This is a genomic window from Planctomycetia bacterium (assembly GCA_015200345.1).
GTDB lineage: Bacteria > Planctomycetota > Phycisphaerae > UBA1845 > UTPLA1 > PLA3.
Map to the genome: position 1 here is coordinate 3,382,063 of CP054187.1, position 21,427 is coordinate 3,403,489.

At 63.4% G+C, this 21,427-nt stretch carries 20 protein-coding genes; 9 read left to right on the top strand and 11 right to left on the bottom strand.

Annotation, left to right across the window (positions count from 1 at the left end; genetic code table 11):
• The first annotated feature begins 8 nt into the window (after positions 1-8).
• Positions 9-797 carry a hypothetical protein gene (locus HRU71_13780; GenBank protein QOJ04494.1) on the top strand — a complete coding sequence of 263 codons (789 nt, stop codon included), beginning with the start codon at positions 9-11 and terminating at the stop codon, positions 795-797.
• A 16-nt stretch (positions 798-813) separates the two neighbouring features.
• Here the strand turns inward: HRU71_13780 and HRU71_13785 are convergent, their stop codons facing one another.
• A complete protein-coding gene (locus tag HRU71_13785) occupies positions 814-1,365 on the bottom strand; it encodes a polymer-forming cytoskeletal protein (GenBank protein ID QOJ04495.1) in 552 nt (183 codons plus the stop codon).
• Between the two features lie 344 nt (positions 1,366-1,709).
• Between HRU71_13785 and HRU71_13790 the strand changes: the two genes are divergently transcribed.
• Positions 1,710-3,239, top strand: coding sequence for a bifunctional folylpolyglutamate synthase/dihydrofolate synthase (locus HRU71_13790; GenBank protein QOJ04496.1), 1,530 nt, complete (start codon positions 1,710-1,712; stop codon positions 3,237-3,239).
• Here HRU71_13790 and HRU71_13795 read toward each other — a convergent pair.
• The 6 genes from HRU71_13795 to HRU71_13820 form a co-directional block, all read right to left on the bottom strand.
• Positions 3,151-3,768, bottom strand: coding sequence for a hypothetical protein (locus HRU71_13795; protein QOJ04497.1), 618 nt, complete (start codon positions 3,766-3,768; stop codon positions 3,151-3,153). The two genes, HRU71_13790 and HRU71_13795, sit on opposite strands and share 89 nt — an antisense overlap.
• A 48-nt stretch (positions 3,769-3,816) precedes the next feature.
• Complete coding sequence (locus HRU71_13800) at positions 3,817-5,991, bottom strand: YidC/Oxa1 family insertase periplasmic-domain containing protein (protein ID QOJ04498.1); 2,175 nt, start codon at positions 5,989-5,991, stop codon at positions 3,817-3,819.
• A 47-nt stretch (positions 5,992-6,038) separates the two neighbouring features.
• Entirely contained in the window at positions 6,039-6,794 is a 756-nt protein-coding gene (locus tag HRU71_13805) for a metallophosphoesterase family protein (protein ID QOJ04499.1), read from the bottom strand.
• A gap of 48 nt (positions 6,795-6,842) precedes the next feature.
• Positions 6,843-7,049, bottom strand: a complete 207-nt coding sequence (locus HRU71_13810; protein ID QOJ04500.1) for a Trm112 family protein — start codon at positions 7,047-7,049, stop codon at positions 6,843-6,845.
• Between the two features lie 198 nt (positions 7,050-7,247).
• Positions 7,248-8,072: a 3-deoxy-8-phosphooctulonate synthase gene (kdsA, locus tag HRU71_13815; protein QOJ04501.1), complete on the bottom strand. Its 825-nt coding sequence runs from the start codon at positions 8,070-8,072 to the stop codon at positions 7,248-7,250.
• Positions 8,073-8,150: 78 nt separating this feature from the next.
• The gene (locus HRU71_13820; GenBank protein ID QOJ04502.1) at positions 8,151-8,897 is read right to left on the bottom strand and encodes a histidine phosphatase family protein; all 747 of its coding nucleotides are present in this window, start codon (positions 8,895-8,897) and stop codon (positions 8,151-8,153) included.
• 161 nt (positions 8,898-9,058) lie between these two features.
• Here HRU71_13820 and HRU71_13825 point away from each other — a divergent pair, with 161 nt between their 5' ends.
• Together HRU71_13825 and HRU71_13830 are read left to right on the top strand one after the other, a co-directional pair.
• A complete protein-coding gene (locus HRU71_13825) occupies positions 9,059-10,732 on the top strand; it encodes a hypothetical protein (GenBank protein ID QOJ04503.1) in 1,674 nt (557 codons plus the stop codon).
• A gap of 275 nt (positions 10,733-11,007) precedes the next feature.
• Complete coding sequence (locus HRU71_13830) at positions 11,008-11,409, top strand: TM2 domain-containing protein (GenBank protein ID QOJ05018.1); 402 nt, start codon at positions 11,008-11,010, stop codon at positions 11,407-11,409.
• Positions 11,410-11,415: 6 nt separating this feature from the next.
• Here the strand turns inward: HRU71_13830 and HRU71_13835 are convergent, their stop codons facing one another.
• Together HRU71_13835 and HRU71_13840 are read right to left on the bottom strand one after the other, a co-directional pair.
• On the bottom strand, positions 11,416-12,153 hold the full coding sequence (locus HRU71_13835) for a hypothetical protein (GenBank protein ID QOJ04504.1): 738 nt from the start codon (positions 12,151-12,153) through the stop codon (positions 11,416-11,418).
• A 102-nt stretch (positions 12,154-12,255) separates the two neighbouring features.
• A complete protein-coding gene (locus HRU71_13840) occupies positions 12,256-13,713 on the bottom strand; it encodes a proline dehydrogenase family protein (protein ID QOJ04505.1) in 1,458 nt (485 codons plus the stop codon).
• Positions 13,714-13,862: 149 nt separating this feature from the next.
• Here HRU71_13840 and HRU71_13845 point away from each other — a divergent pair, with 149 nt between their 5' ends.
• The 5 genes from HRU71_13845 (at position 13,863) to HRU71_13865 (ending at position 18,717) form a co-directional block, all read left to right on the top strand.
• Positions 13,863-14,579 (top strand): hypothetical protein, encoded by a 717-nt coding sequence (locus tag HRU71_13845; protein ID QOJ04506.1) that lies wholly within the window; start codon positions 13,863-13,865, stop codon positions 14,577-14,579.
• Between the two features lie 195 nt (positions 14,580-14,774).
• Positions 14,775-15,680, top strand: a complete 906-nt coding sequence (locus HRU71_13850; GenBank protein ID QOJ04507.1) for a B12-binding domain-containing protein — start codon at positions 14,775-14,777, stop codon at positions 15,678-15,680.
• Positions 15,681-16,015: 335 nt separating this feature from the next.
• Complete coding sequence (locus tag HRU71_13855; protein QOJ04508.1) at positions 16,016-16,975, top strand: alcohol dehydrogenase catalytic domain-containing protein; 960 nt, start codon at positions 16,016-16,018, stop codon at positions 16,973-16,975.
• 16 nt (positions 16,976-16,991) lie between these two features.
• Positions 16,992-17,792 (top strand): laccase domain-containing protein, encoded by an 801-nt coding sequence (locus HRU71_13860; GenBank protein QOJ04509.1) that lies wholly within the window; start codon positions 16,992-16,994, stop codon positions 17,790-17,792.
• Positions 17,793-17,985: 193 nt separating this feature from the next.
• Positions 17,986-18,717 (top strand): 7-cyano-7-deazaguanine synthase, encoded by a 732-nt coding sequence (locus HRU71_13865; protein QOJ04510.1) that lies wholly within the window; start codon positions 17,986-17,988, stop codon positions 18,715-18,717.
• Between the two features lie 10 nt (positions 18,718-18,727).
• Here the strand turns inward: HRU71_13865 and argS are convergent, their stop codons facing one another.
• Together argS and rsfS are read right to left on the bottom strand one after the other, a co-directional pair.
• A complete protein-coding gene (gene argS, locus HRU71_13870; GenBank protein ID QOJ04511.1) occupies positions 18,728-20,866 on the bottom strand; it encodes an arginine--tRNA ligase in 2,139 nt (712 codons plus the stop codon).
• A gap of 74 nt (positions 20,867-20,940) precedes the next feature.
• Positions 20,941-21,402 (bottom strand): ribosome silencing factor, encoded by a 462-nt coding sequence (rsfS, locus tag HRU71_13875; protein ID QOJ04512.1) that lies wholly within the window; start codon positions 21,400-21,402, stop codon positions 20,941-20,943.
• Positions 21,403-21,427: the final 25 nt, after the last annotated feature.

A 21,427-nucleotide genomic window follows, 5' to 3' on the forward strand; every position in this document is an offset into this window, starting at 1 on the left:
AGGCTTCCATGCACATCGAAAGCGGCCCCAATACCGAGCGATCCATTCGCAACCTGCTCATGCTGCTTATGGTGGCGTTCTTCGCCGCCTGGTTCGCTTATGACGGCTGGATCGGTTACCCCGCCAAGAACTTCGAAGACCTTCTCAAGCAGATGCCGCCGGATCTGCGGGAAAAGGCCGCAAAGGCCGCGGTTTATCCATCCGTTACCGAAGCCCTCTTGCCGCAAATCGAGGCAGCCACCAAGGCGATTTCCCCGGCCGCTGCGAAAGAGATGCTCGCGTCGGCCGTCGGCGGCCCGCCCTCACTGGAAACGCCCGATACGTGGTTTTATTTCGGACCGGCAATGGGCTACAAGCTGTCCATCGAGCGCGGTGCGCCGGTGCGTTTCGCGGCAATGCGAACGCCCAAGAGCGCCATGGACATCCGGCTGCAACGGTACCTTGCGATGGGACTGATGGCGCTGACAGCTTACCTGGTGGTGTTCAATCTCATGCTTCGGCGCACGCGCATGGTGCTGAACGACGCGGGGCTGACCGTTGCGGGCACCGGACCGATCCCGTGGAGCGCGATGAAGTCGCTGGACATCAGCCGTTTCGCGGACAAAGGCTGGGTGGACCTGATCTACGATGACCACGGCACGCAGCGCACCCTGCGCCTGAACGAATACCATCACAGCGCGTTTGACGACGTGATCGATGCCCTGTGCCGTCAGAAGGGCTTTGAGAACCCGCTTCCCCTGCCGGAGCCGTCACCTGCCGACGCCTCCCCACGGGCCGATTCCGAATCCCGTCAATAAAAGTCAAATGCATCGATCAAACCGCCGGATCCGTCGGCCGATGGAGCCGGCGCGGAGCCGGACCGCGCGCGACAGGCGGATCGGAAGTGCCCTGCCCAGCGGGGACGCTCGTCTTCTCGTCGGCGGATTCACTGCCTGAATGGTCAGAATGCGCCGACGACCCGGACTCACGCAACTCGCCAAAGAGCGGATCGACCCGCACCATTTCGCATCGACCGGAGATGACGGCGCCTTCCTGAACGATGATCTTCGGCGCGCGAATGTCGCCGTTCACGCGGCCGGTCGAGGCGATCTCGACCGATTCGTTCGCCTGCACCTGTCCCACGACGCGACCATGCACCACGACGCGCCGTCCGAACACATCGACGTTCAGCCGGGCCGTCGGCTCGATCAGAATGTCGCCGCAGGTCATCAGTACTTTGCCGGGGTGCGTCCCGGTGATCCGCAGGTCTTCAAGGTTCACGCGCTTCTGGCAGCTTGGGCAGAATACCGACAACGCCCGCGCAGAGACCTTCATCAGGCCCTTGCAGTGAAAGCAGCGAACAATCCTTGTGCCGATCGTTTCCATTGTGCCTATCGGTGCCGAGTCGTCCATTCTCTGGGCTGACTGGCGCAGCCGCCAGCGTGCAGAGAGAACGCCGAAATGCGTCACGTCCGATATTTCTTAAAATCTGCAAGGATTCCCGAACCTTTAACGGGCTGCGTCGTTATAAGAGATAGGCTGCAAACGTTGCAGATGGTCGTTATCGGACACAGCAATGTTAGGGTTATTTTCGGAGAATGATTATTGCGACTCAATCGCCGTAAGGCATTTTGTGTCCAATAGTTATGAGCGGGCGACACCAGGAATCCGCCCGCGAGAGCAGTCACGATTCTTGACCCTTGGCTTTATTTCACGTATCATCGCACCCTATGGGACGATCCCTTACTCCAGCGCGTAAAACCCGAAAAGCCACTCGAAAGCCCGCCAAGAGCGGTACTTCGTCCGGCAAGCGTGCCGTCGCGCACCGACATGCCGGGAAGCCCGACTTCGCGGTCAACCCGGCGTCAGCCGCCGTTTCGGCCGGGGCTTCCAAATCCATCCGCACCTATCGCCAGGCGATGGATTATCTCGCCGCGCAGGTGAACTACGAGCGCCGGCCGCCGACGGCCAAGCAGCGCGCCGCGTTCACGCTCGGTCGCATGAAGCGGCTGATGGCCGACTTGGGCAATCCGCATAAATCGTTTCGCAGCGTTCACATCACCGGCACCAAGGGCAAAGGCTCGACGGCCACGATGTTGTACCACATGCTGCGAAACAACGGCATGAACGTCGGCCTCTACACCTCGCCGCACATCATGGACGTGCGCGAGCGGATCGTCGTCAATGACGACAAGATTCCCGAGGCGGCGCTGACCCGTTACATCGCGCGGATCGCCGATCTTTCTCGCCACTACGGCGCCGACAAGCCGACGTATTTCGAGATTCTGACGGCCGCCGGGTTCCTGTATTTCCGCGACAAGAAGGTCGAAATCGCCGTGGTCGAGGTCGGCATGGGTGGCCGGCTCGACGCGACGAACGTTCTGCGCCCCGAAGTCTGCGGCATCACCAGCATCAGCTACGATCACATGGCCCAGTTGGGCAACACGCTCGAGGAGATCGCCGAGGAGAAGGCCGGCATCTTCAAGGAGAAGGTGCCGGTCATCAGCGCGCCGCAGCCCAAGAATGTCAAGGCCACCCTGCGCAAGGTCGCCGAGCGCGTCGGCTGCCCGCTTCTGTTCGAAGGCGACGAAATCGAGTTCAGCTATCGCTTCGAGTCGTCGCGCGTGGCCGGTCCGCAAGCGCGCATCTGCATCACGACGGCCACGAGCCATTTTGACCATCTCCCCGTTCCGCTCGTCGGCGAACACCAGGCGATCAACTGCGGGCTGGCGGTCGGGCTGCTCGATCAACTCAAAGCCAACGGCCTGAAGATCGACGAGGAGGCATCCATCGCCGGGCTGGCCAAGGTCAGCCTCGAAGGGCGCATGGAGATGCTCTGCGACGAGCCGCGCGTCCTGGCCGACGGCGCCCACAACGCCGCCAGCATCGACGCGCTGATGCGCGCCATCGGGCAGAACATCACCTGCGATTCCACCGTGGTCATCTTCGGTTGCTGCGCCGACAAGGACGTGACCGGAATGTTGCGCCTGATTCAGAACGGCGCTGACAAAGTTATTTTCACACGGATCAACTCGCCGCGCTCGGCGGACCCGGCCGAACTGGCCGCCGCCTTCGTGGAATTGAGCGGGCGCATGGCCCAGACCGCGCCGAACCTGGCGACCGCGCTCGAAATCGCCGAGAAGGCCGTCACGCGCGAAGACCTTATCTGCATCACGGGTTCGTTTTATCTCGTGAGCGAAGCGAAAGCTCATTTCGCAACGCATCCGCATCGCGCGAAGTCAGGAGCTCTGGCGTTCTAGCCGGCGGATGGCGCCGCAGCACGCCGTGGCTTACTCCCGCGAGCAGGAAGAACACCGTCCACGCCAGCGCCAGCACCGCACTCGTAATCAGTCTCCCCATTCCGCCAAACGTCCACGCCGCTGTGACGAAATAAGACCAGTGAAACAGCGCGGCGCTTGCCGTCAGCGTCATCACCCCGCGACCGCTGCGCAGCCGGTCACTTTGCAGGCCGATGCCGGCGGCCGTGAGCGCCAGCCCGCCGATGAAGTTCACGCAGACCGCGGCCAGCGACCATTTCTGTGCCGCGGTGGCGTCCTCGGTCAGGACCACGACTTGTCGATCCGGCTCGGCGGGGCGGGCCTCGGCTTGAAACCGTCCAGTGAAGGACCACCAGCAACAGGTGGACAGCGCGAGTAGAAAGCCGGCGCTTTGGTAGACGAATCCTGTTGCGTGACAGAAGGCGCGTGGCGACGGTTCCTCCGGCCCGGGCGGTGTGGCGCCGCCGGATGGCGAGGTGTTTGCTGCCGGCGTGGATGGAGCGTCGTTCATCGGGGGTTGGTTCGAAATCGGCGAACGCTCCGGTCGAAACCGGGGCATTCAGAACCGCGACTTTTTGCGTTTCTTCGGCTCCATCGACTGCGGCCGTTCCGCCTGGAGCTTGCGCATCTCCTCGGCGCGCTCCTGCATGCGCTGGAAGAACGACGGTTTCCTGGGTGTCTGCGGTCCCACAGGCTTCAGATCGAAGTCGCCGCGTTCGTCGCGCCGCTTCAGTTGCTTCTTGATGTAGATCTGCTCGGCCATGCCGAGAATGTTGCTCGTCAGGATGTACAGGTTCAGCCCGCTGGGGAAGTTATAAAAGATGAACCCGAAGAAGATCATCATGAAGTTCATGATCTTCTGCTGCTGCACCATCGGGTCGGGAATGACCCGGCCCTGTTCGTCGTACTTCGGCGCGGGCGGCACGGCCGGCTGGGTCATTTTCTGCATGATCTTCTGTTGCGCGTACATGGTGATGGTCATGATGATCGGCAACAGGTTGAAGGCGTGGATCGGGCCCATCATCGTGCCGAGCAGCGGGATGTGATAAGTGCCGGAAAACGGAATCAGTGCGTCGGGCGCCGACAGATCGCGAATCCATCCGAAAAACGGCTCGTGACGCATGTCGATATTGGTGTTCAGCGTCGTCCACAGGGCGACCCAGACCGGCATCTGGAGAAACATCGGCAGGCAGCCCAGCATCTGGCCGGCCGGGTTGATGCCCTCCTCGCGGTAGAGCTTCATCGTTTCTTCGTTGAGCTTCTGCTTGTCGTTCTTGAACTGCTGCTGGAGGGCTTCGAGCTTGGGCTTCAGCGCCGCCATGCCCTTTTGCATCTTCATCATGTTGATCTGCCCTCGCTTGGAGATCGGGTGCAGGATCGTGCGCACGATCAGCACGAGCACGATGATGGCGATGCCGTAGTTCCCCACGATGCGATAGGTGTGATTGAGCAGCCAGAGCATCGCCGCCCGCAGCACGGCGAACGTGCACATCGACGCGTCGGGCGCGTTGATCAGCTCAAACTTGCGCGGTTCGGCGCCGGGGACGGAATTGATCACCCGTGCGCTTTTGGGACCAATGTAGATATCCGTCTCAAACGTGTGCGTCGCGCCGGCCCGGATCGGCGAGGCCGGCGAATAGGTGACTTCAAACGTCAGATCGTCCAGCCCGTCGCCCTCGCCCATCGGCGACCGCGCGACGAGCTTGCTCAACGTGCCCGGCTTGTCGCGCGAGCCATCCGCCGACACCGGCGCAAGCAGGGCGGTGAAGTACTTGTTGCTCACCGCGGCCCAGATGAACTGCTTCTCGCCGGCAACCAGCTCTTTCTCATCGCCCTCTTTGTGAACCTCGGCCCGCATGACGACCGGCCCGGACGTGATCTGCCCGGAAGCGTCCTTCAGCGCCGTCACGACGCGCCGATCCTCGTGCTGCGAGTCGATCTGCTTCACGCCGATCGGGCCGTTCTCCACCCAGACGATTCGCCGATCACGCGAGGAGGCGTTTTCGATTTCGTACCGCACGCGCACCAGCAGCGAGTCGTGTTCGAGGCGATACATCTTGCGCAGTTTCAGCACGTCGGCGCCGGCCTGCCGGACCGTCGTCGAGAGGATGACCGACTCGCCGGTGTTGTCGGTGCGGCGTTCGGCGGCCCACTGGACGCGCTCCAGATCGATCGTGGCGTTGTCGTCCACGAGTTTCAACGTCCGCGCGGCGAACGACGTCAAGGTCTGCCCCGTTGTCGCGTTCTCGATCATCGTAAGAAGCCTGTAGGGATCGTGATCCGGCCGCTTGCGGTTCCGCGGCACGGTGTTGCGATAATCGGCGAGCCTGGCGAACGCCATCGCCGCGCCGCGCGCATCCACCGTGATCGAGCAGGCAAACGGATTGCGTGATTCGCTCTTCGCTACCCGACTGTGGTCATCGCCGATCGTGATGAGGCCGCCCTGCGGTGCTTCGACGACGATGTAACCGGCCTTGGCCGACTCCGCGGCCGGCGCGATCGTGGCGGATGGGGGCGCTCCCGTCGGCGCAGAGGCGGTCATTGACCGGGTGGGGTCGCCGTCTGCGGCCGCCGGGCCGTTCGTGGTGAGGGCGTCCTGCGAGGTCGCCGCCGACGTCGACGTGGTCGAGCGCGGAGGAAGGGGGTACCAGATTTCCATCAGCTTCGACCATCCCATGAGGATGGCGAGGCAGATGACCATCGCAAGGAGGGTCCGTTTGCCTTGAGCGTCCATCGGTTTCTTTCACTCGTTTCGCCGCCCGCGCCGGCGCCGATCGGCTGTTATTTTCCTTCGTACAGCCGCGCACCAAGAAAATCGTCGAGATGCGGGTTGTCGCGGATCTTCCGCGCCGTCACATCAATGTTGTATGCGATGCGCACAAACTCCACTTCGTCCTCGTTTACGATGACGTACGCCGCGCGCGGGTCGCGATCACGCGGTTGACCCACCGACCCCACGTTGATGATCACCTTCTCCTCGCCGATGGCGTACCGGGAATTCGCCAGCTCATCGGGCGGCTCGAAATAAGGATCATCCACGAAGACCCCCGGCACGTGCGTATGCCCGCAGAAACACGTCAACTGTTCCATGCGCTCGAAGCTCGCCATCAGCTTCTGCGGATTGGTGTACACGTCATCCGGAAACAGGTACTCGTTGATCGGCTTGCGCGGCGAACCGTGGACGAACAGGATGCCGTCCATCTCGAATCGCGGTGACAGCCCGCCGAGAAACCGCCAGCGCGCGTTGCGCTTCGCCGCGTCGGGTTCGTTCTCCAGCTCCTGCCGCGTCCAGTAGGCTGCCTTTTCCGCCGCGACGTTGAAGTTCGTCGGCTCGTAAAACACGGCATGGTCATGATTGCCGCACAGGCACTTCGTCGCTCGCTGGGAGACCAGATCGAGACAGCCGCCCGGCTCCGGACCATACCCCACGATGTCTCCGAGGCAGTAAATCGTCTTTATTCCACGCTGGTCGATGTCCGCCAGGACCGTCCGCAGGGCCTCGAGGTTTCCGTGAATATCTGAAATGATGGCAAACATGTATACGCACGAGCCACCGCGAGCGTCCTCACGGCCTTGATCCCGCTTTCAATCGTTCGACTGGACCCCCGAGGCGGCCGGTGCTGCCTCATCGACCAGCATGACGGGAATGCCTTCGCGAATCGGGTATCGCAGGCCGCAGCCGGTGCAGACCAGCCAACCTTGCACTTCCTCACCGGAGCGGGCTTCTGCCGGTTGAACGTGCTGTTTGCACGCAGGGCACGCCAGGATGTCCAACAACGGCTTGTCGATCATGCCCCAAAAATTCGCTGACGACCCGCTGGAAACCGGTCTTTGACACAAACATTCACCCAGCCGAACGCCGGCTGAACGCTGATGCTAGGGGGTTCACGGAGGATCGTCAAACCGCCGAACGGGTGGCAACTCTCTGATTGGCAATCTGTTACGAGACGATGCGATTCGATGGCGCAAATCCGTGCGGGCGATTGCCCCTTAGACCGGTTCCACTGCCGCTCGAATCTTTTGGCAGGTCTTGAGCAGCTCTTCGACCCGGTCCAGCGGAAAGACGGTGGCTGAATCCGACTTGGCCGCGTCGGGGTTATCATGAACCTCGATAAACAGCGCATCGCAACCCGCCGCCACCGCTGCCCGCGCCAGCAGCGGGACGTATTGCCGCAGACCGCCCGACTGCGTGCCTTGCCCGCCGGGAATCTGGCAACTGTGCGTCGCGTCGAACACCACCGGGGCGAACGCGCGCATCACCGGCAGCGACGTGAAGTCGTTCACCAATCGACCGTATCCGAAGAACGTTCCGCGATCGGTCAGAAGGACTTTCTTGTTTCCGACGGATGTGACTTTGCGTACGGCTTGCGCCATCTGTTCGGGCGCCATGAACTGACCCTTTTTGATGTTCACGGCTTTGCCCGTCCGCGCGGCGGCGACCAGCAGATCGGTCTGGCGACAGAGGAACGCGGGGATTTGCAAGATGTCGCAGACTTCAGCGGCGGGCGCGGCCTGTTGCTCGACGTGAATATCGGTCAGCACCGGCACGCCGATGCGTTGCTTCACTTCCGCCAGCGAGGCCAGCCCCGCTTCCAGACCCGGCCCGCGAAAACCATCGGCACTCGTGCGATTGGCTTTGTCGAAGCTGCACTTGAAGACGTACGGAAGGCCCAGATTCTTACAAATATCCGCCATCCGCCGCGCGACCATCAGGCAGTGCTCGGTGGACTCGATGATGCAAGGTCCAGCGATGACGGCGAGCGGCCGCCCCATGCCGATGGTAAACGGACCGATGTCGACGCTGTCGATTCCCATGCCCGCGCCTCGTAATGCGTCCGCCATTCTAGCCGTCGCGCGATGGCTCCGCAAAAAGCCGGTGGCGACCGCGATGCGCTACCAGTAGCTCGATGCGCGGCGGGGTTTCACCGTCCCGTCGGCGTTGAAGTTTGAGCTGGTTGGCGAGAGCAGGTCGTGCGAAACCGGCCTCGCTTCATTGTCTTGCAGGTGCGAGATTTCATTGAGGCAAATCAACGTGCGGGTGCCCGCAGAGCCGCCGTCGGGGGCCGGTTCGTGACGCAGCGCCGTCAGCGCCGCGTTTTCGATCACGAATCGAAACGACGGACCCGGCGTGTCGGTCAGCCAGGCCTCGATCAGCCGCGCGATCGGGCTGCCGTGACTGATGACGACGACGGTGTCATCCGGCCCGGTCCACCGCGCCTTCAGAAATTCCGCCATGGCGCGCGTTCGTGCCAGCATCGACTCGCGCGGTTCGTCGACAGCGGGCCAAGTCATCGTCGTTCGATAATCCGGGCAGGGCTTGGCGAAACCGAACCGCGCCGTGATCGTCTCAATCCCGCCCAGACCGGTCTCAACGTGCGACCCGGCGGGAACATGGTGATACTCCCAGAGTTCCGGGCGAATGAAGACCGGGATGTCCGGTCGTCCTTCCACCACGGCAGCCGCGGTTTGCAGGCAGCGGTCAAACGGACTGGTATAGACGGCGGAAATCGGGACGGATTTCAGTCGCCGCGCAACGGCGGCGGCCTGCCGAAATCCGCGCGGCGTCAAGGAGCTGTTCAATCCCGCGGCCGGGTCAACGTTGAACTGCGATTCGGCATGTCGGATCACGTAGGCAAGCACAACAGGCTCCGGTGAAACAAGTCACAGGCCGTCGCCCGATGACCGGGCCGGCTCGGTTGCGATTGACTTTTCCCGCATTTGGGCATATTTTTCAAGGCGTGCTAGTTCGACGGATCGCGCGCAGCACACTCGCCGCGCGGGGCTTGCAGGGAGGAATGGTCATGCGCAAAGCATTCATCGCCTTATCATTGCTTTTTGTCGCTGGAGGCACCGCCGCGGCCAAGGGGCAGCCCACGCCCGCAGGAAGTCCGCCGCCGTTTCCGTGGGAGGGCGAAGTCACCGCCGCCAACGTGTACGTGCGCAGCGGCGCCGGAAGCAACTGGTACCCGACGACCAAGCTCAACAACGGCGACCGCGTCGTCGTGCTGGGGGAGAAGTTCGGCTGGTACCAGATCGCGCCGGTCCCCGGCAGCTTCAGTTACGTCGACGCCGCGATGGTCGATCGCGCGGCCGGCGGGAAGAAAGGAACGATCAAACAGGACAAAGTCTATATTCGCGCGGGCAGCTCGCTCGAGTCGCGCAAAAATGCGACCCAGATCGTGCTGAACAAGGGCGACGCGGTCGAGATTCAGGGAGAGGCCGACGGGTTCCTCAAGATCGCCCCGCCGCCGGGCGCCACGCTGTTCATCTCCAAGCAATATGTCCGACCGGTCGATGCCAGACTCCGCAGCGGCATGGTGGAAAAGCACTTGAGCAATCAGCCGCGCAGCCTGCCGCCGGAGAACAAACCGGCCGAGATTCCGCCCAGTCCGATCCAGCCGGGCAACGCCGTTGCCGCCGCCGCCGACTCGAAGTCCGCGCCCCCCCAATCGAGTGGGAATCCGCCGACCGGTGATCCACCGATCAGGTCGGCCGATGCGACGACGTCGACCGGCACCGGCGCGACCGAGGGCATCAAGGTGCCGATGGTCGAAGGGGGCGACGCCGCCGCGACAAGCCAGCCGGGCGATGACGAAAGTGACACGAAATTGGCAGCAGGTCCAAATGCCGACGGAGCCGCGATGGCTCCCGATGCAGCCGGCAACAAGGCAACGTCAGACGCTCGGACGGATAAGAAGACCGCCTCCGCCGCGAAGACGCCGCCAAAGAAGACCGACGTTCCTGCCGGTCAGCCGCGCAAAACTCCCGATCGTTACAAGGCGATGCTGACGGTCCTGGAGAGCGAACTGGTCGCCATGCTGGCCAAGCCGCTGGAGCAGCAGGACTCCGAGGCATTGCGCAAGAAGTACGAGGAAATCGCCAATCAGACCGAAGAGTACGTCCCCGCTGAAGTGGCCAAGATTCGCGTTCGACAGCTGCGCGATCGCGCGACGCTGAAACTGGCACGCAAGGATTTGTACGCCGACGCGGAAGAAATCGCCGCTTACCGCGCCAACATGGATCAGGAGCGGATGAAAATTCTGCGACGCAAGGTTTCCAAGGCGATGGAGCGATTCGAGCTGGAGGGCGAACTGTGGCGGAGCCACGCCTTTTCGCCGGAAAGCCGTCGCTATCGACTCGTTGACCCGTCCAGCAAGTCGACCGTGGCGTATGTGGACATCCCCGTCGGCGTCGATCCGAACCCCGACCACCTGATCGGCCGGCTCGTCGGCATCAACACGCGAACGCAGAAATTCAGCCCGTCGGCCCGCGTCCCCATCGCCGAGGCGCGGGAGGTCATCGATCTCTCGATCCGCAAGATGCCGCCCACCGATGAGTTGGGCGAGCTTCCCCCGGCAGGCGCCAACTCGAATAATCCGGCTGGGCCGGGCAATCCCTTGTCGGGCAGAAGTCCGGCGAAGCCGGCGGGCGAGCCTTCCGCCTCGGCGGGCGAGGCGGACGATCGGCTGCCCTGATGCGCCGTCGCCGAAATGGGGGCGCCGCGGGGCCGTTGCCTCTTGTTGACCGGCGTATCCCGACCGGGCGGTGAATTTTCGTGGTCTATTATTACGTCATCGGCAACGACGGTCAGCGCTACGGCCCGGCCGACGTGGATTCGCTCGTCCAATGGGCACGCGAAGGCCGCCTGATCCCCGAGACGGTTCTCGTGGAGTCCGGCACCGAGACGCGGCGCCGCGCGGATACAATCGTCGCGCTGGCAGCCGTTTTCTCGGCGTTCGACGCGCAGCGCGTGGCGCTGGAACGCGGTGAAGCGCCGACCTTGCCCGCACGCGGCGCACGGCGCGAAGGAAGGCAGGATGCCGCGCAGGGCGGCGAACGCGGCGCGCCGCCGGTCTCACCGGGCTTCGGCTTGCTGCCGCTGGAGCGAGAGCTGCCGATCGTCGGGCCGAAGAGCCGCGTCGTGGCGGGGCTGCTGGGGATCTTTCTCGGCGCGCTGGGCATTCACCGCTTTTACCTCGGTTACACGGGGATCGGCCTGCTGATGCTGCTGATCACGGTGCTCGGCGGCGCGGCGACTTTTGTCTGTATGCCAGGCTCGGGCTGCGGATTCGTCGCCCTCTGGGGGTTCATCGAGGGCGTGCTTTGCCTGTGCGGCTCGATGCGCGACGCGCAAGGACGCGAACTGGCGTAGCCCGAATCAACCACCGATGTCCTTCGGCGCGCCGAATCCGCCCGATGCTTCCAGCGCGGCGATCTCCTCGGGCACCACGTCGATCCATTCTCCCGTGTAGTCCACGCTGATCTGCGCCGTGAACGCAAGGTTGTTCTGGTTCTGACCGCTCAACACGACAAAGAGCGTGCGCGCCACTTTGCCCTCGGTGGTCAACTCGTCGGGATCGAATGCCCCGGTGATCGTCGAGGCCGAGAGCACGGCCCCGGCGCCCTGGTTCTGATTGCCGTTGTTCGTCGCGCCGCCGGCCAGGTCGCCCAAGAAGAAATACTCGTAATCGCTGTTGATCGCCCCCAGGCCGGTCTTGCTCGTATCGGTCGGATTGGTCAATCGCATGCGCCCGAATTGCGGGAACGTGACGACGACCTCATCCGGAAACGCCTCGTCCAGCGAGGCGTTCAGGTCGGCAAGCCCCGCGTTCCACTGGTTGACCAAGGGCGCAAAGGCCGACGGAAAATCGTCCGGGTCCAGCGGCTCAAGTTGCCCCGTGGTCGAATCGGTCTGGGTCTCACCGCCGCCGTTGGCGCTCCAGGTGAACGTGATTCGGATGTCGCCGCGCTGAAGCGCCCAAAGCCCCTCGAGGTCGGACCCGGGCAGAGGACCGCTCGCGGGGAGCGACAGATTGCAGTTCTGGCCGGACATGCCCAAGCAGAACGCGGCACCGAGCACGAGACCGGAAGCAATTCGACCCGATCGGAATTTCATGGTAAACTAGCTCCGAAGCGAGAGTGGGTTGAGGTTTCGGCGAGGTTCGACACCGGATTATATCGGCGTTCAGAATGGCGGCAACGAATCCTCGCGGGACCCTTATCCCGACACGCCCGCTAACTCGGGGTGCTGCACGATCGTCTTGGACGGCCAAGGGGGAGCGTCCGGTTCGTCCAGTTCCTCGGCGCTGCCCGGCGACGCCAGCAGGGCGGCATGGTCTGCGTCCCGCTCGAAGCTTTGGCGCAGGAACGATTCGTTTGCCGTGTTTTCAATCAGCCGCCGAATCAGATAAGCCATGCCTGCTACAAAATCGCCGAAGGGCGCATACACGCGCAGCCGCTGGCCCATGTCCACCAGCGCACGCTTCAGCGGATTGCCCATTCCCGTCAGCATCTGAAACTCCACCGTTCGGGGCGGCAGATCCAGGGCGCGCTCCAGCGCCATCGCGTGTGCAATGGACCGCACGTTGTGACTGGCGAATGCCGGCCGAATCACATCGACATGCTCCAGCATCATGCGCGTGATCGTCTCGAAACTGGTATCCGAAAGCCGCTTCTGGGTGAAGACGGGCGGCCGCACGCCGAGACGGTGTGCCTCCGCGATCTCGGAATCCCAATACGCCCCCTTGACCAGCCGTACCCAGATTGGCGTGCCCCGATGGCGAGCGAAATCAACAAGCCCCATCAGATCGCGACGCGCGTCGCGCAGGTACGCCTGCACCACGATTCCGCAGTCCGGCCAGTCGCGGAACTCCGGCTCGGTCAGCACACGGCGGAAGACCTCAAAGGTCATGTTCTTGATGGCATGGTGCTCGGTGTCGATGTTGACGAAGGCCCCGCGTTCCTGCGCGCGGCGCAAGATCGGACGCAATCGGTTCAGCACGGCCTCGACCCCCCGCTCACCTTGCGACGGATCCATCGCGTTGACGATGGCCGTCAGCTTGATCGAGAGGTTGACGCGCGGCAGCGGTCCGAAGGGCGCCTCATCGAGATTCCGGTCGCGTTGCCACGTCGGCGCGACGGCACTTAGCCGATCAATCAGCTCGATGTAACGCTTCTGGAGTGTCAATGCAACGGCATCATCGTGCACGGCCTCGCCGAGCACGTCAAGCGTGAAGGCCATGCCCTGGCGCCGGAGCCTGCGAACGCCGTCGATTGCCTGCTCGACCGTCGCGCCGCAGATGAACTGCTGTGCCATCGTCAGGCTTGCCCGTCGCACGGTCGCCCCGACCAATCCGCGCAGCGGCGATCCCGGTCGACACATCATCGCGGCGAGCAGAACCGGCGGCGGCAACGAAGTCAGCGGCCGATGTCCCTCGGTCAGTTTGCGCTCCAGTTCCGCGGCCACGTGTCGCGCCCCATTCGCGGAGGGAAGGACGGCAATGAACTCGAAAAGCCGACGCTTGAGGTCTTCGTCACGCGTGAGCCAGTTCATGCCGAACTGCTGCCAATATTCGATCGAGGCGATGGATGGCGCGCAGGCGTGTGCCCGGTGAAAGATCTCCTCCCCGATGCGCCGGGTCGCGGCTTCGATGGACCTGTCTGAAGCAATGGCCATGCGGTTCCGCCCCTCCACCGGGGGAGGCACGACGGGAAAGTCTAGCTTGCGGATCAGATTCCGGCAATGTTTGCCCCGCGCCGGCCGGCGCCATTAGACTTAATTCCATGATGACGCCTCCCTCTCGTCTCGTGAACCGTGTTCTAGCAATGTCCGCCGGTTTGGGGATCCTGATCGTCGGCTGCGAAGACAAGCGACGGCATCAGCCGACCCAGCAAGTGAATTTCAGCGCGACGCAACCGGGGCTGCCGGCCGGCGCGGCTCCGCTTGACGTGGCGCGCGAAGCCTTGAAAGCGATGATTCAGATGCAGCAGGCCCGGCGCGACGGATTGGGAGCAGAGGATCGACTCCATGCGTACGAGCAGGCCGTCGGCCGGCTTCACGCATTGGTGGCGCGGGACCAGATTCACAAGGAGATCGTGGAGAGCAAGGCGTATCCGGCGGACATCGAGGAAACGACCGCCGTGACGCTCATGATCGAATCCTGGACATCGATGTTGGCGCACTACGTAGATGGGATCGATCCCAGCACCGCGCGAGTCAAATCAACGCCATCCGGGAACGTCGCAACGGTGTACGTGCAGGGCGTGAATCCGGGTGACGCGGAAAAACTGCGTGCGATTCGCGCGAGGCTGCCGTCCGAAACCGGAGTTGAAAGCGACAAACGGCTTCGAAGCGAAGCAGTCAAACAGGGGCTGAACCTGCCGATCGAGGCCGGCATCGAGCTTCGCCTGACGCGTGGAAAGGGCGATTGGCGCGTTTCGGATGTGAAGCTCATCTTGCCATTGCCACCCCCCACAGCGGCCGCGCCATCTACCGGGGTGGAAACTACTCTTTTGCCGACCAGCGCCGCTTCCGGCACATAAACTTATGACTGAAAGTGATTTAAGGATAATTCCGCGCCCCTGGGATGCGATATCTGCTTCTCGGAGGCAGAAATTGTTCTTTGGCTAAAGATTTTTTTGGCCCTACGCCGATTCTCTATATTGCCCAGATTGCCATATATCACCAAACTAACATCATGGGGTAATCAATCGGGCTTGCACGGGAGCGAGAACCACATGAGCGACACGTTTTCAGGATTCGGCGACAACCGGATAGCGAGTGAAGGGCGACGCGCGGAGGTCGGTGTCCTCCCGCAGTTGCCGAGAACGATGATGAACGCGCAAAGGCTGCGCCATCAACAGAGCGAAGCCGGTCATCGCGCTGAAGCAGCACCCGCGCGGCAGGCTCGTTCCGGCTCCAATCTGTCGCTGAACGATTACCTGAATCCATTGCTTCGCGGCCATCGCGCGGCCTGTCGGCAATTGATTACCAGTGCACTCGAAATGGGCGCCGAGCCGCGAGCGTTGTATCGCGAAATCATCTGGCCGGCCATGGAACACGTGGAACGGCTTTATCGTGATGATCGGATCAACCTCGCCGCCGAGCACATGGCGACGCGGATCAACCGCACCGTGGCCGATCATTTGCAAACGCGACTGGAACGGCGTCCCGCAAATAACAAGAAAGTGCTCGTGACCAGCGCGGTCGGGGAAGCCGAGGAGTTCAGTGCGCAGATGTGCGCGGACCTGTTCGAGGCGGACGGATGGGAAACCTATTTGGTTGGCGGTGGCGTGCCGCACGATGAGATTCTTGCGCTCGTCGGGCAGATTCGGCCGGACCTGCTGATTATCGTAGGCAGCAAGCCGAGCGATGCGCCGCTCGTTCGTCTGATGGTGGACGAGATTCGTCAGATTAACGCGTGTCCGCACATGAACATCATGGTTTCCGGCGGTGTTTTCAACCGAGCCGGCGGCCTCTGGAAGGAAGTCAAAGCGGACTACTTCGCCGAAACGGCAATCCAAGCGGTCGAATCGGCCAACCAGATGCCGCCGCGGGCGGCTGCGGCCCATTCGTCGATCGGACCGAAGAAGCGCCGCCGCCGCCGCAAGCCGCCGCTTCTCGAACAGGAACTGGTTCATTGAACCGGGCCAGTCATTCACGTCGGTGATAGACACCGGCCGATACAAAGGATGCAAGGCCGTCGAGGCAGAAGGATCTGCAAGCCGCGGCCGCTTGATGTTGAGCAGTCGCCGGGGCCACGGTCGGCCCTGGTCGGCTGGAAAGAGCCGTCCCGATCTCGGCTCTGCTGTCAAGCCGGCTAAGCGACTGGCGGCCGATCTTTATTCACCGGTGCGAGTTCCGGTGGAGTTCCCCGCAATTGCAATGGGTTCGAGAGGCTCGCGCGGTTGTGCGTCCTGCACGGCTGCTTGTAGCATGAAATGGTCATCAGCCGAGCCGGTCGATTGAGGAGCGCGTCGTGCGCTGCGTCACCGTTCATCAGGGGGCCGTGCAAGTCGGCGAACGCCCGGAACCGGTCGCACCGCCGGGTGAGGTGATCGTTCGCCCACGCGTTGCTGGAATCTGCGCGACCGATCTGGAGATCGTGAAGGGATACTCGCGATTCACCGGCGTGCTCGGTCATGAGTTCGTCGGCGTCGTGGCGTCGCGCGGCAGCCATCTGGACGGCCGCCGTGTGGTGGGTGACATCAACTGCGTCTGCGGCAAGTGCGATCTGTGCGGAAGCGGGTTGTCGAGTCATTGTCGTAAGCGGACGGTGCTGGGGATCGTCGGGCGCGACGGGGCGTTCTCGGAGGCGTTCGCGCTGCCGGAGCGCAATTGCCACGAAGTGCCCGAAGGGTTGCCGGATGAGGAAGCGGTCTTCGCGGAGCCGCTGGCAGCGGCGATGCAGGTGCTTCGGCAGGTGAAGATTGAATCAAAGACTAATGTCGTTATTTTGGGGACGGGTCGGCTGGGCATTCTGGTGTGCCAAGTGCTGGCGAAGACGGGTTGCAAGCTGGTGGGCGTGGGGCGCAATCGGCGCACGCTGGACCTGCTGGACCGCAAGCGGATTCGCGCCTTGCACGTAGACGAGTTCCATCCGCACGCCGAGACGGATGTCGTTGTCGAATGCACCGGCTCGCCCGAGGGGCTGGCCCTGGCACTGCGGGCCGTGCGACCGCGCGGAACGATCGTGCTCAAATCCACTTACCAGGAGCGACCCGGTGTGGACCTCTCGCCGATTGTCGTGAACGAAGTGACGGTGCTGGGCAGCCGATGCGGGTCGATTCCCGACGCGCTGCGGGCCTTGGCGCGGCGCGAGATCGATTTAGCCGGGATGGTAACGCGGACGTTTCGCCTGGAGGACGCGGCGGCGGCGTTCGCGGCGGCGGCCGGCCCGGACCATCTCAAGGTGCTGCTGAAAATCGGCGCGCCGTAGGTTGAGGGTCGCGCGAGTGAGTCACCCGTTTCAAACCGTGGAGTTGCTCGAGACGCCGCTGGACGACGGCCTCCTGCTGCAATTCGAAGCGCTCTGCAATATTGACGATTTTCGACATTCTATCACGACGCGCCCCTGGAACATGGCCCCGCATCGCGGACCGCAGGCGGATCTGGCCGTACCGCGCCGCCGGCGCGTGTGCGAGCATCTGGGATTCTCGTTCGATCGGCTTACCGCGCCGGATCAGATTCACAGTCCGCATGTGCTGCGCGTGCTGCCCGGTGACGTGGGGCGCGGTCGGACCGAGCGCGAGACGGCGATTCCGTTCACGGATGGATTGATCTGCGATCTGGCCGGGGTGCCGGTGATGCAATTCTCGGCGGATTGTCCGATCGTGGTGCTGGTGGATCCGGTGCGGCGCGCGTTCGGCACGGCCCATGCGAGCTGGCGCGGGACCGTCGCGGGAATCACGTCGGAGCTGGTGCGGCAGATGCAGCGTGAGTTCGGCGTCGAGCCGGCGAGGCTGATGGGGGCGATCTGCCCGTGCGCGGGGCCTGGGGAGTACGAAGTCGGTGAGGACGTTCGTCGCATTGCCAAGGCGCGGCTGGAGGCGGGCGAGACGTTTTTCTCGTCGCGCGGCGGGCGGCTGTATTTCGATTTGCGAGCGGCGAACGTGCATCAGCTTGTCCGCGCCGGCGTGCCGGTCGACCGAATCTGCGTGGCGTCGGCGTCGACCATGACGGATGGTCGATTTTACTCGCACCGCCGCGATGGGGCGGAGACGGGGCGGTTCGCTTTCATCGGCGGATTTGTTTGATCCGCAGTGTGGTGAGCCTTGGTGCGATCTGAATTGAATCGCCTCGCGGCGGCGGGGTGGGAGCGCACCGCGTGGCTTATCAGACTCGCGAAATAACGCAACTTGGCGAGACCGCCGACCGATAAACGCTGCGGCGTGCTGCCGGCGACGGCAAGACGAGTCAGACCAACGGCTGCTTGCGTGGAGAGAGATCATGGCGAGCGACAAAGCAGTGGTGCTTGTTTCGGGCGGGTTGAACAGTGCCGTGCTGGCGGCGATGGCGAAGCAGGAATACCCAGCCATGGCGATGCTGCATGTGCGCTACGGCCACCGGGCACAGGAGCGCGAGACGGAGTTGTTCGAGAAGCTGGCGGCGCACTTTGAAGTACGCGAGCAACTGACGGTGGACATGCCCCACCTCGCGGCGATCGGCGGCAACGCCCGCGTGTCGCGGAAAGTCCAGCTTCAGGACGCCTTGGCGCTTACCGGCGGCGAATCCAATTGCAACGTGCGCGGACTGGTCGGGTCGCTGCTTTCGGCCGCGTTTGCCTGGGCCGCGCGGATCGAGGCGAAACATGTCTACATCGGGGTGGCGGAGAATCTCGGACCGCCAGCGCCGCCGACCGCGTCGCTGTATCCCGAGTATTCCCACGAGTACCTGCACTTGTTCAATCACCTGTACACCATCGCTTCGCCCTCGCGAGACATCTCGCTGGCGGCGCCGCTGATGAATTTGTCACGTACCGACATCGTCAAGCTCGGTCATCGATTGAGCGTGCCCTTCGATCTGACGTGGTCGTGTCTCTCGTCGGGCACGCAGATGTGCGGCGCGTGCGTCGGCTGCGCCACGCGGAACCGCGGCTTCCTCGACGCTGCGGTGCCCGATCCGGTGATGCTGGCGGCGCAGCGCGCGGCGGCGGCCGCCGCCGCCGTCGGGGCGTACTGATCCGACGGGATCACATTCGTTCGAGCGTTCGGATGCCGAGCAGGCCCAGTCCGATGGTCAGCGCGCGATGCGTCAGTTCGCACAGGCGCAGGCGCGAGGCATAGGTCGCGTCATCCTCGGCCTGAAGGACCGGGCACGATTCATAGAACGACATGAACCGGCCCGCCAGATCAAACAGATAATCGCAGAGAATGTTCGGCAGCAGCGTCTCGCCGACGGCGTCGACGATTTCGGCGAGTTGCAGGATGCGCAGCGCCAAGGCGCGTTCGGCGGGATGGTCCAGCCGCATGGTCGCGGTCTCGGGCACGCCGGCGCGTGTTTCGACGGCCTTTCGATGGATAGACCGAATGCGGGCACAGGCGTAGAGCATGTACGGCGCGGTGTTGCCCTGAAGTGCCATCATCTTGTCCCAACTGAAGACGTAGTCCGTGTTGCGATTCTGGCACAGGTCGGCGTATTTCACCGAGGCGACGCCGATCGTTTCGGCGATGTCCTTGATTTCGGACTCGCCCAAGCCTCGTCGTCGGTCCGGGTCGGCTTCCGACTGGCGGACGAGCGCTTCGGCCCGCTGCACGGCTTCCTCCAGAAGATCCTTGAGTTTGACGGAATCGCCGCTGCGCGTTCGAAGCATTTTTTTGTCGGCGCCGAGGACCGAACCGAACGCGACATGTTCGAGTCGCACCTCGCCTTGCGGCCGATGCGTCCAGCCCATCGCGTGCGCCGTGGGGAAGAGCATCTCGAAATGCAGCTTCTGCGGCGCGCCGACGACGTAGATAACGCGGTCTGCCCCGAGTCCGCCGTGGAAAGGCGGGCGCGCGAGCGTGTCGACCAGCGCGGGCGAGCGCAGGCGAACCGGGTTTCGCTGCGGGTGCGCGACGCGATAAAGAATCGCGGCGAGATCGGTCGTGGCGTAAAGCGTCGCGCCGTCGGATTTCTGGATGATCATCGGCAGCGGGTCGCCCTGTGGCCCCTTGAACGCCGGTGAGCCGTCGGGCTTGGTAAGAAAAACACACAACGCGCCCTGGTCGCGGCGGCAGACGGCGCGGATCGGGCCAGTTTGAGTATCAGATGACTGGAGCGACGCGATGACTTCGTCCATCACGCCCTTGAGCAACGGTTCGTAAAAACTCTCGCCGCAGACATCGCCATCGGCGAGCAGCACCCCGAGTTTTTGGTACACCGCGTTGCAGTCGCGCAGGGTGATCTCGATGGCGATTTCGCGGGCAAGGCGCTCCTGGGCGTCCTGCTGCCCGCCGCGCTGCATCATCTGGGCCACGTCGCGCGGGTCTTTCAGCACAGCGGCATAGGGCGTCCCCGCGGCTTCCTTCGTGAGCGTGTTGATGTACAGATATCCCGCCTCGATATCGACGAGCGTGAGCAGCGCCTCGGCGCGGCAGGCATGAAGAAACGGCTCAAAGACGCGCTGGCCGTCCTGATCCGCTTCGTACTCGGACTTGGATCGCTCGGCGACTTTTTTCAGATAAGCGAGTTTCGCTTCGCTGCCGGCCTCGATGGCGGCGCGTAACTCCGCGACGGCGCGCGGCAGATAGCCCGGTGGTTCGCCGCGGTGCCGTGCCATGGCGGCGTGCCACATGCCGAGGATGACCATGCCGAACTGCGTGCCCCAGTCGCCGAGGTGATTCTGCCGGATGACGTCGTGACCCTGAAAGGCGAGCACGCGCGCGAAGACATCGCCGATGACGGTGGTGCGCAGGTGCCCGACGTGCATCTGCTTGGCGACGTTGGGCGAGGAGTAATCTAATACAACTGTCTGTTTATTCGAAGCGTCCACCGGGTCGATGCCGAGACGATCCTCCCCGCCGGCCGGCGCGGCCGGGATCGACCCCATCGCCGAGTTCAGGGCCGCGGTTTTCAAGCGGAAATTAATAAATCCCGGACCGGCGATCTCCGGTGCTTCGAGCAGGTCCGGCGCGGAGGGCGGCAGCGCAGCGACGATGGCTGCGGCCGCGTCGCGCGGCTTCATGCCGAGTTTTTTGGCGAGGCCCATCGCGACGTTGGATTGGTAGTCGCCGAGTTTCGCGTCCGTGGACGTGCGCACGAGCGGGTCGGCCCCCGCGGCCTGATCGCCGAAGGCGGCGGCCATGGCGGCGGAAACCATCGACTCAATCTGCCGGAGAAGCGATTGCATGAACGTTCGAAGGATAGCCCCGGATGGAGAAGCACTTGCTCAATGCTCACTGCCTGAAGCAGTGGCATACGCCGTCAGGCCCAATCCACTTTGGGCCGATCGCCCCAGAGCGAATCGAGATCGTAATAGGCCCGCTTGTCGGCGTCGAACAGGTGGATGACCACATCGACGTAGTCGACGATGATCCAGGCGCCTTCGTCGTAACCCGCAACGCCGAAGGGCTTCTCACCCGACGCTTTGCCCAGATCGGTCAGATGATCGGCTACGGCCCGGAGCTGGCGGTCGCTGGTGCCGGTGGCGATGACAAAATAATCGCAGATCGGGCTGACCCCGACGAGGTCCAGGGCGACGATGTCCTCGCAGTGATTTTCCGCGAGGAGCTTAGCACAAGCGATGGCAAACGCGCGGGCCTTGTCGGTCGGCCGGTTCGGCTTGGGACGCGGGCGCGTGGATTCGGGAATGATCTTCGTCACGCGCGGCGCGCGGGCGGGCTTGTTCGCACGGGACCGGGCGGAGCGTGGGACGCGTTTGGCCATGGTGATGAATTATCCCCGCGCCGCA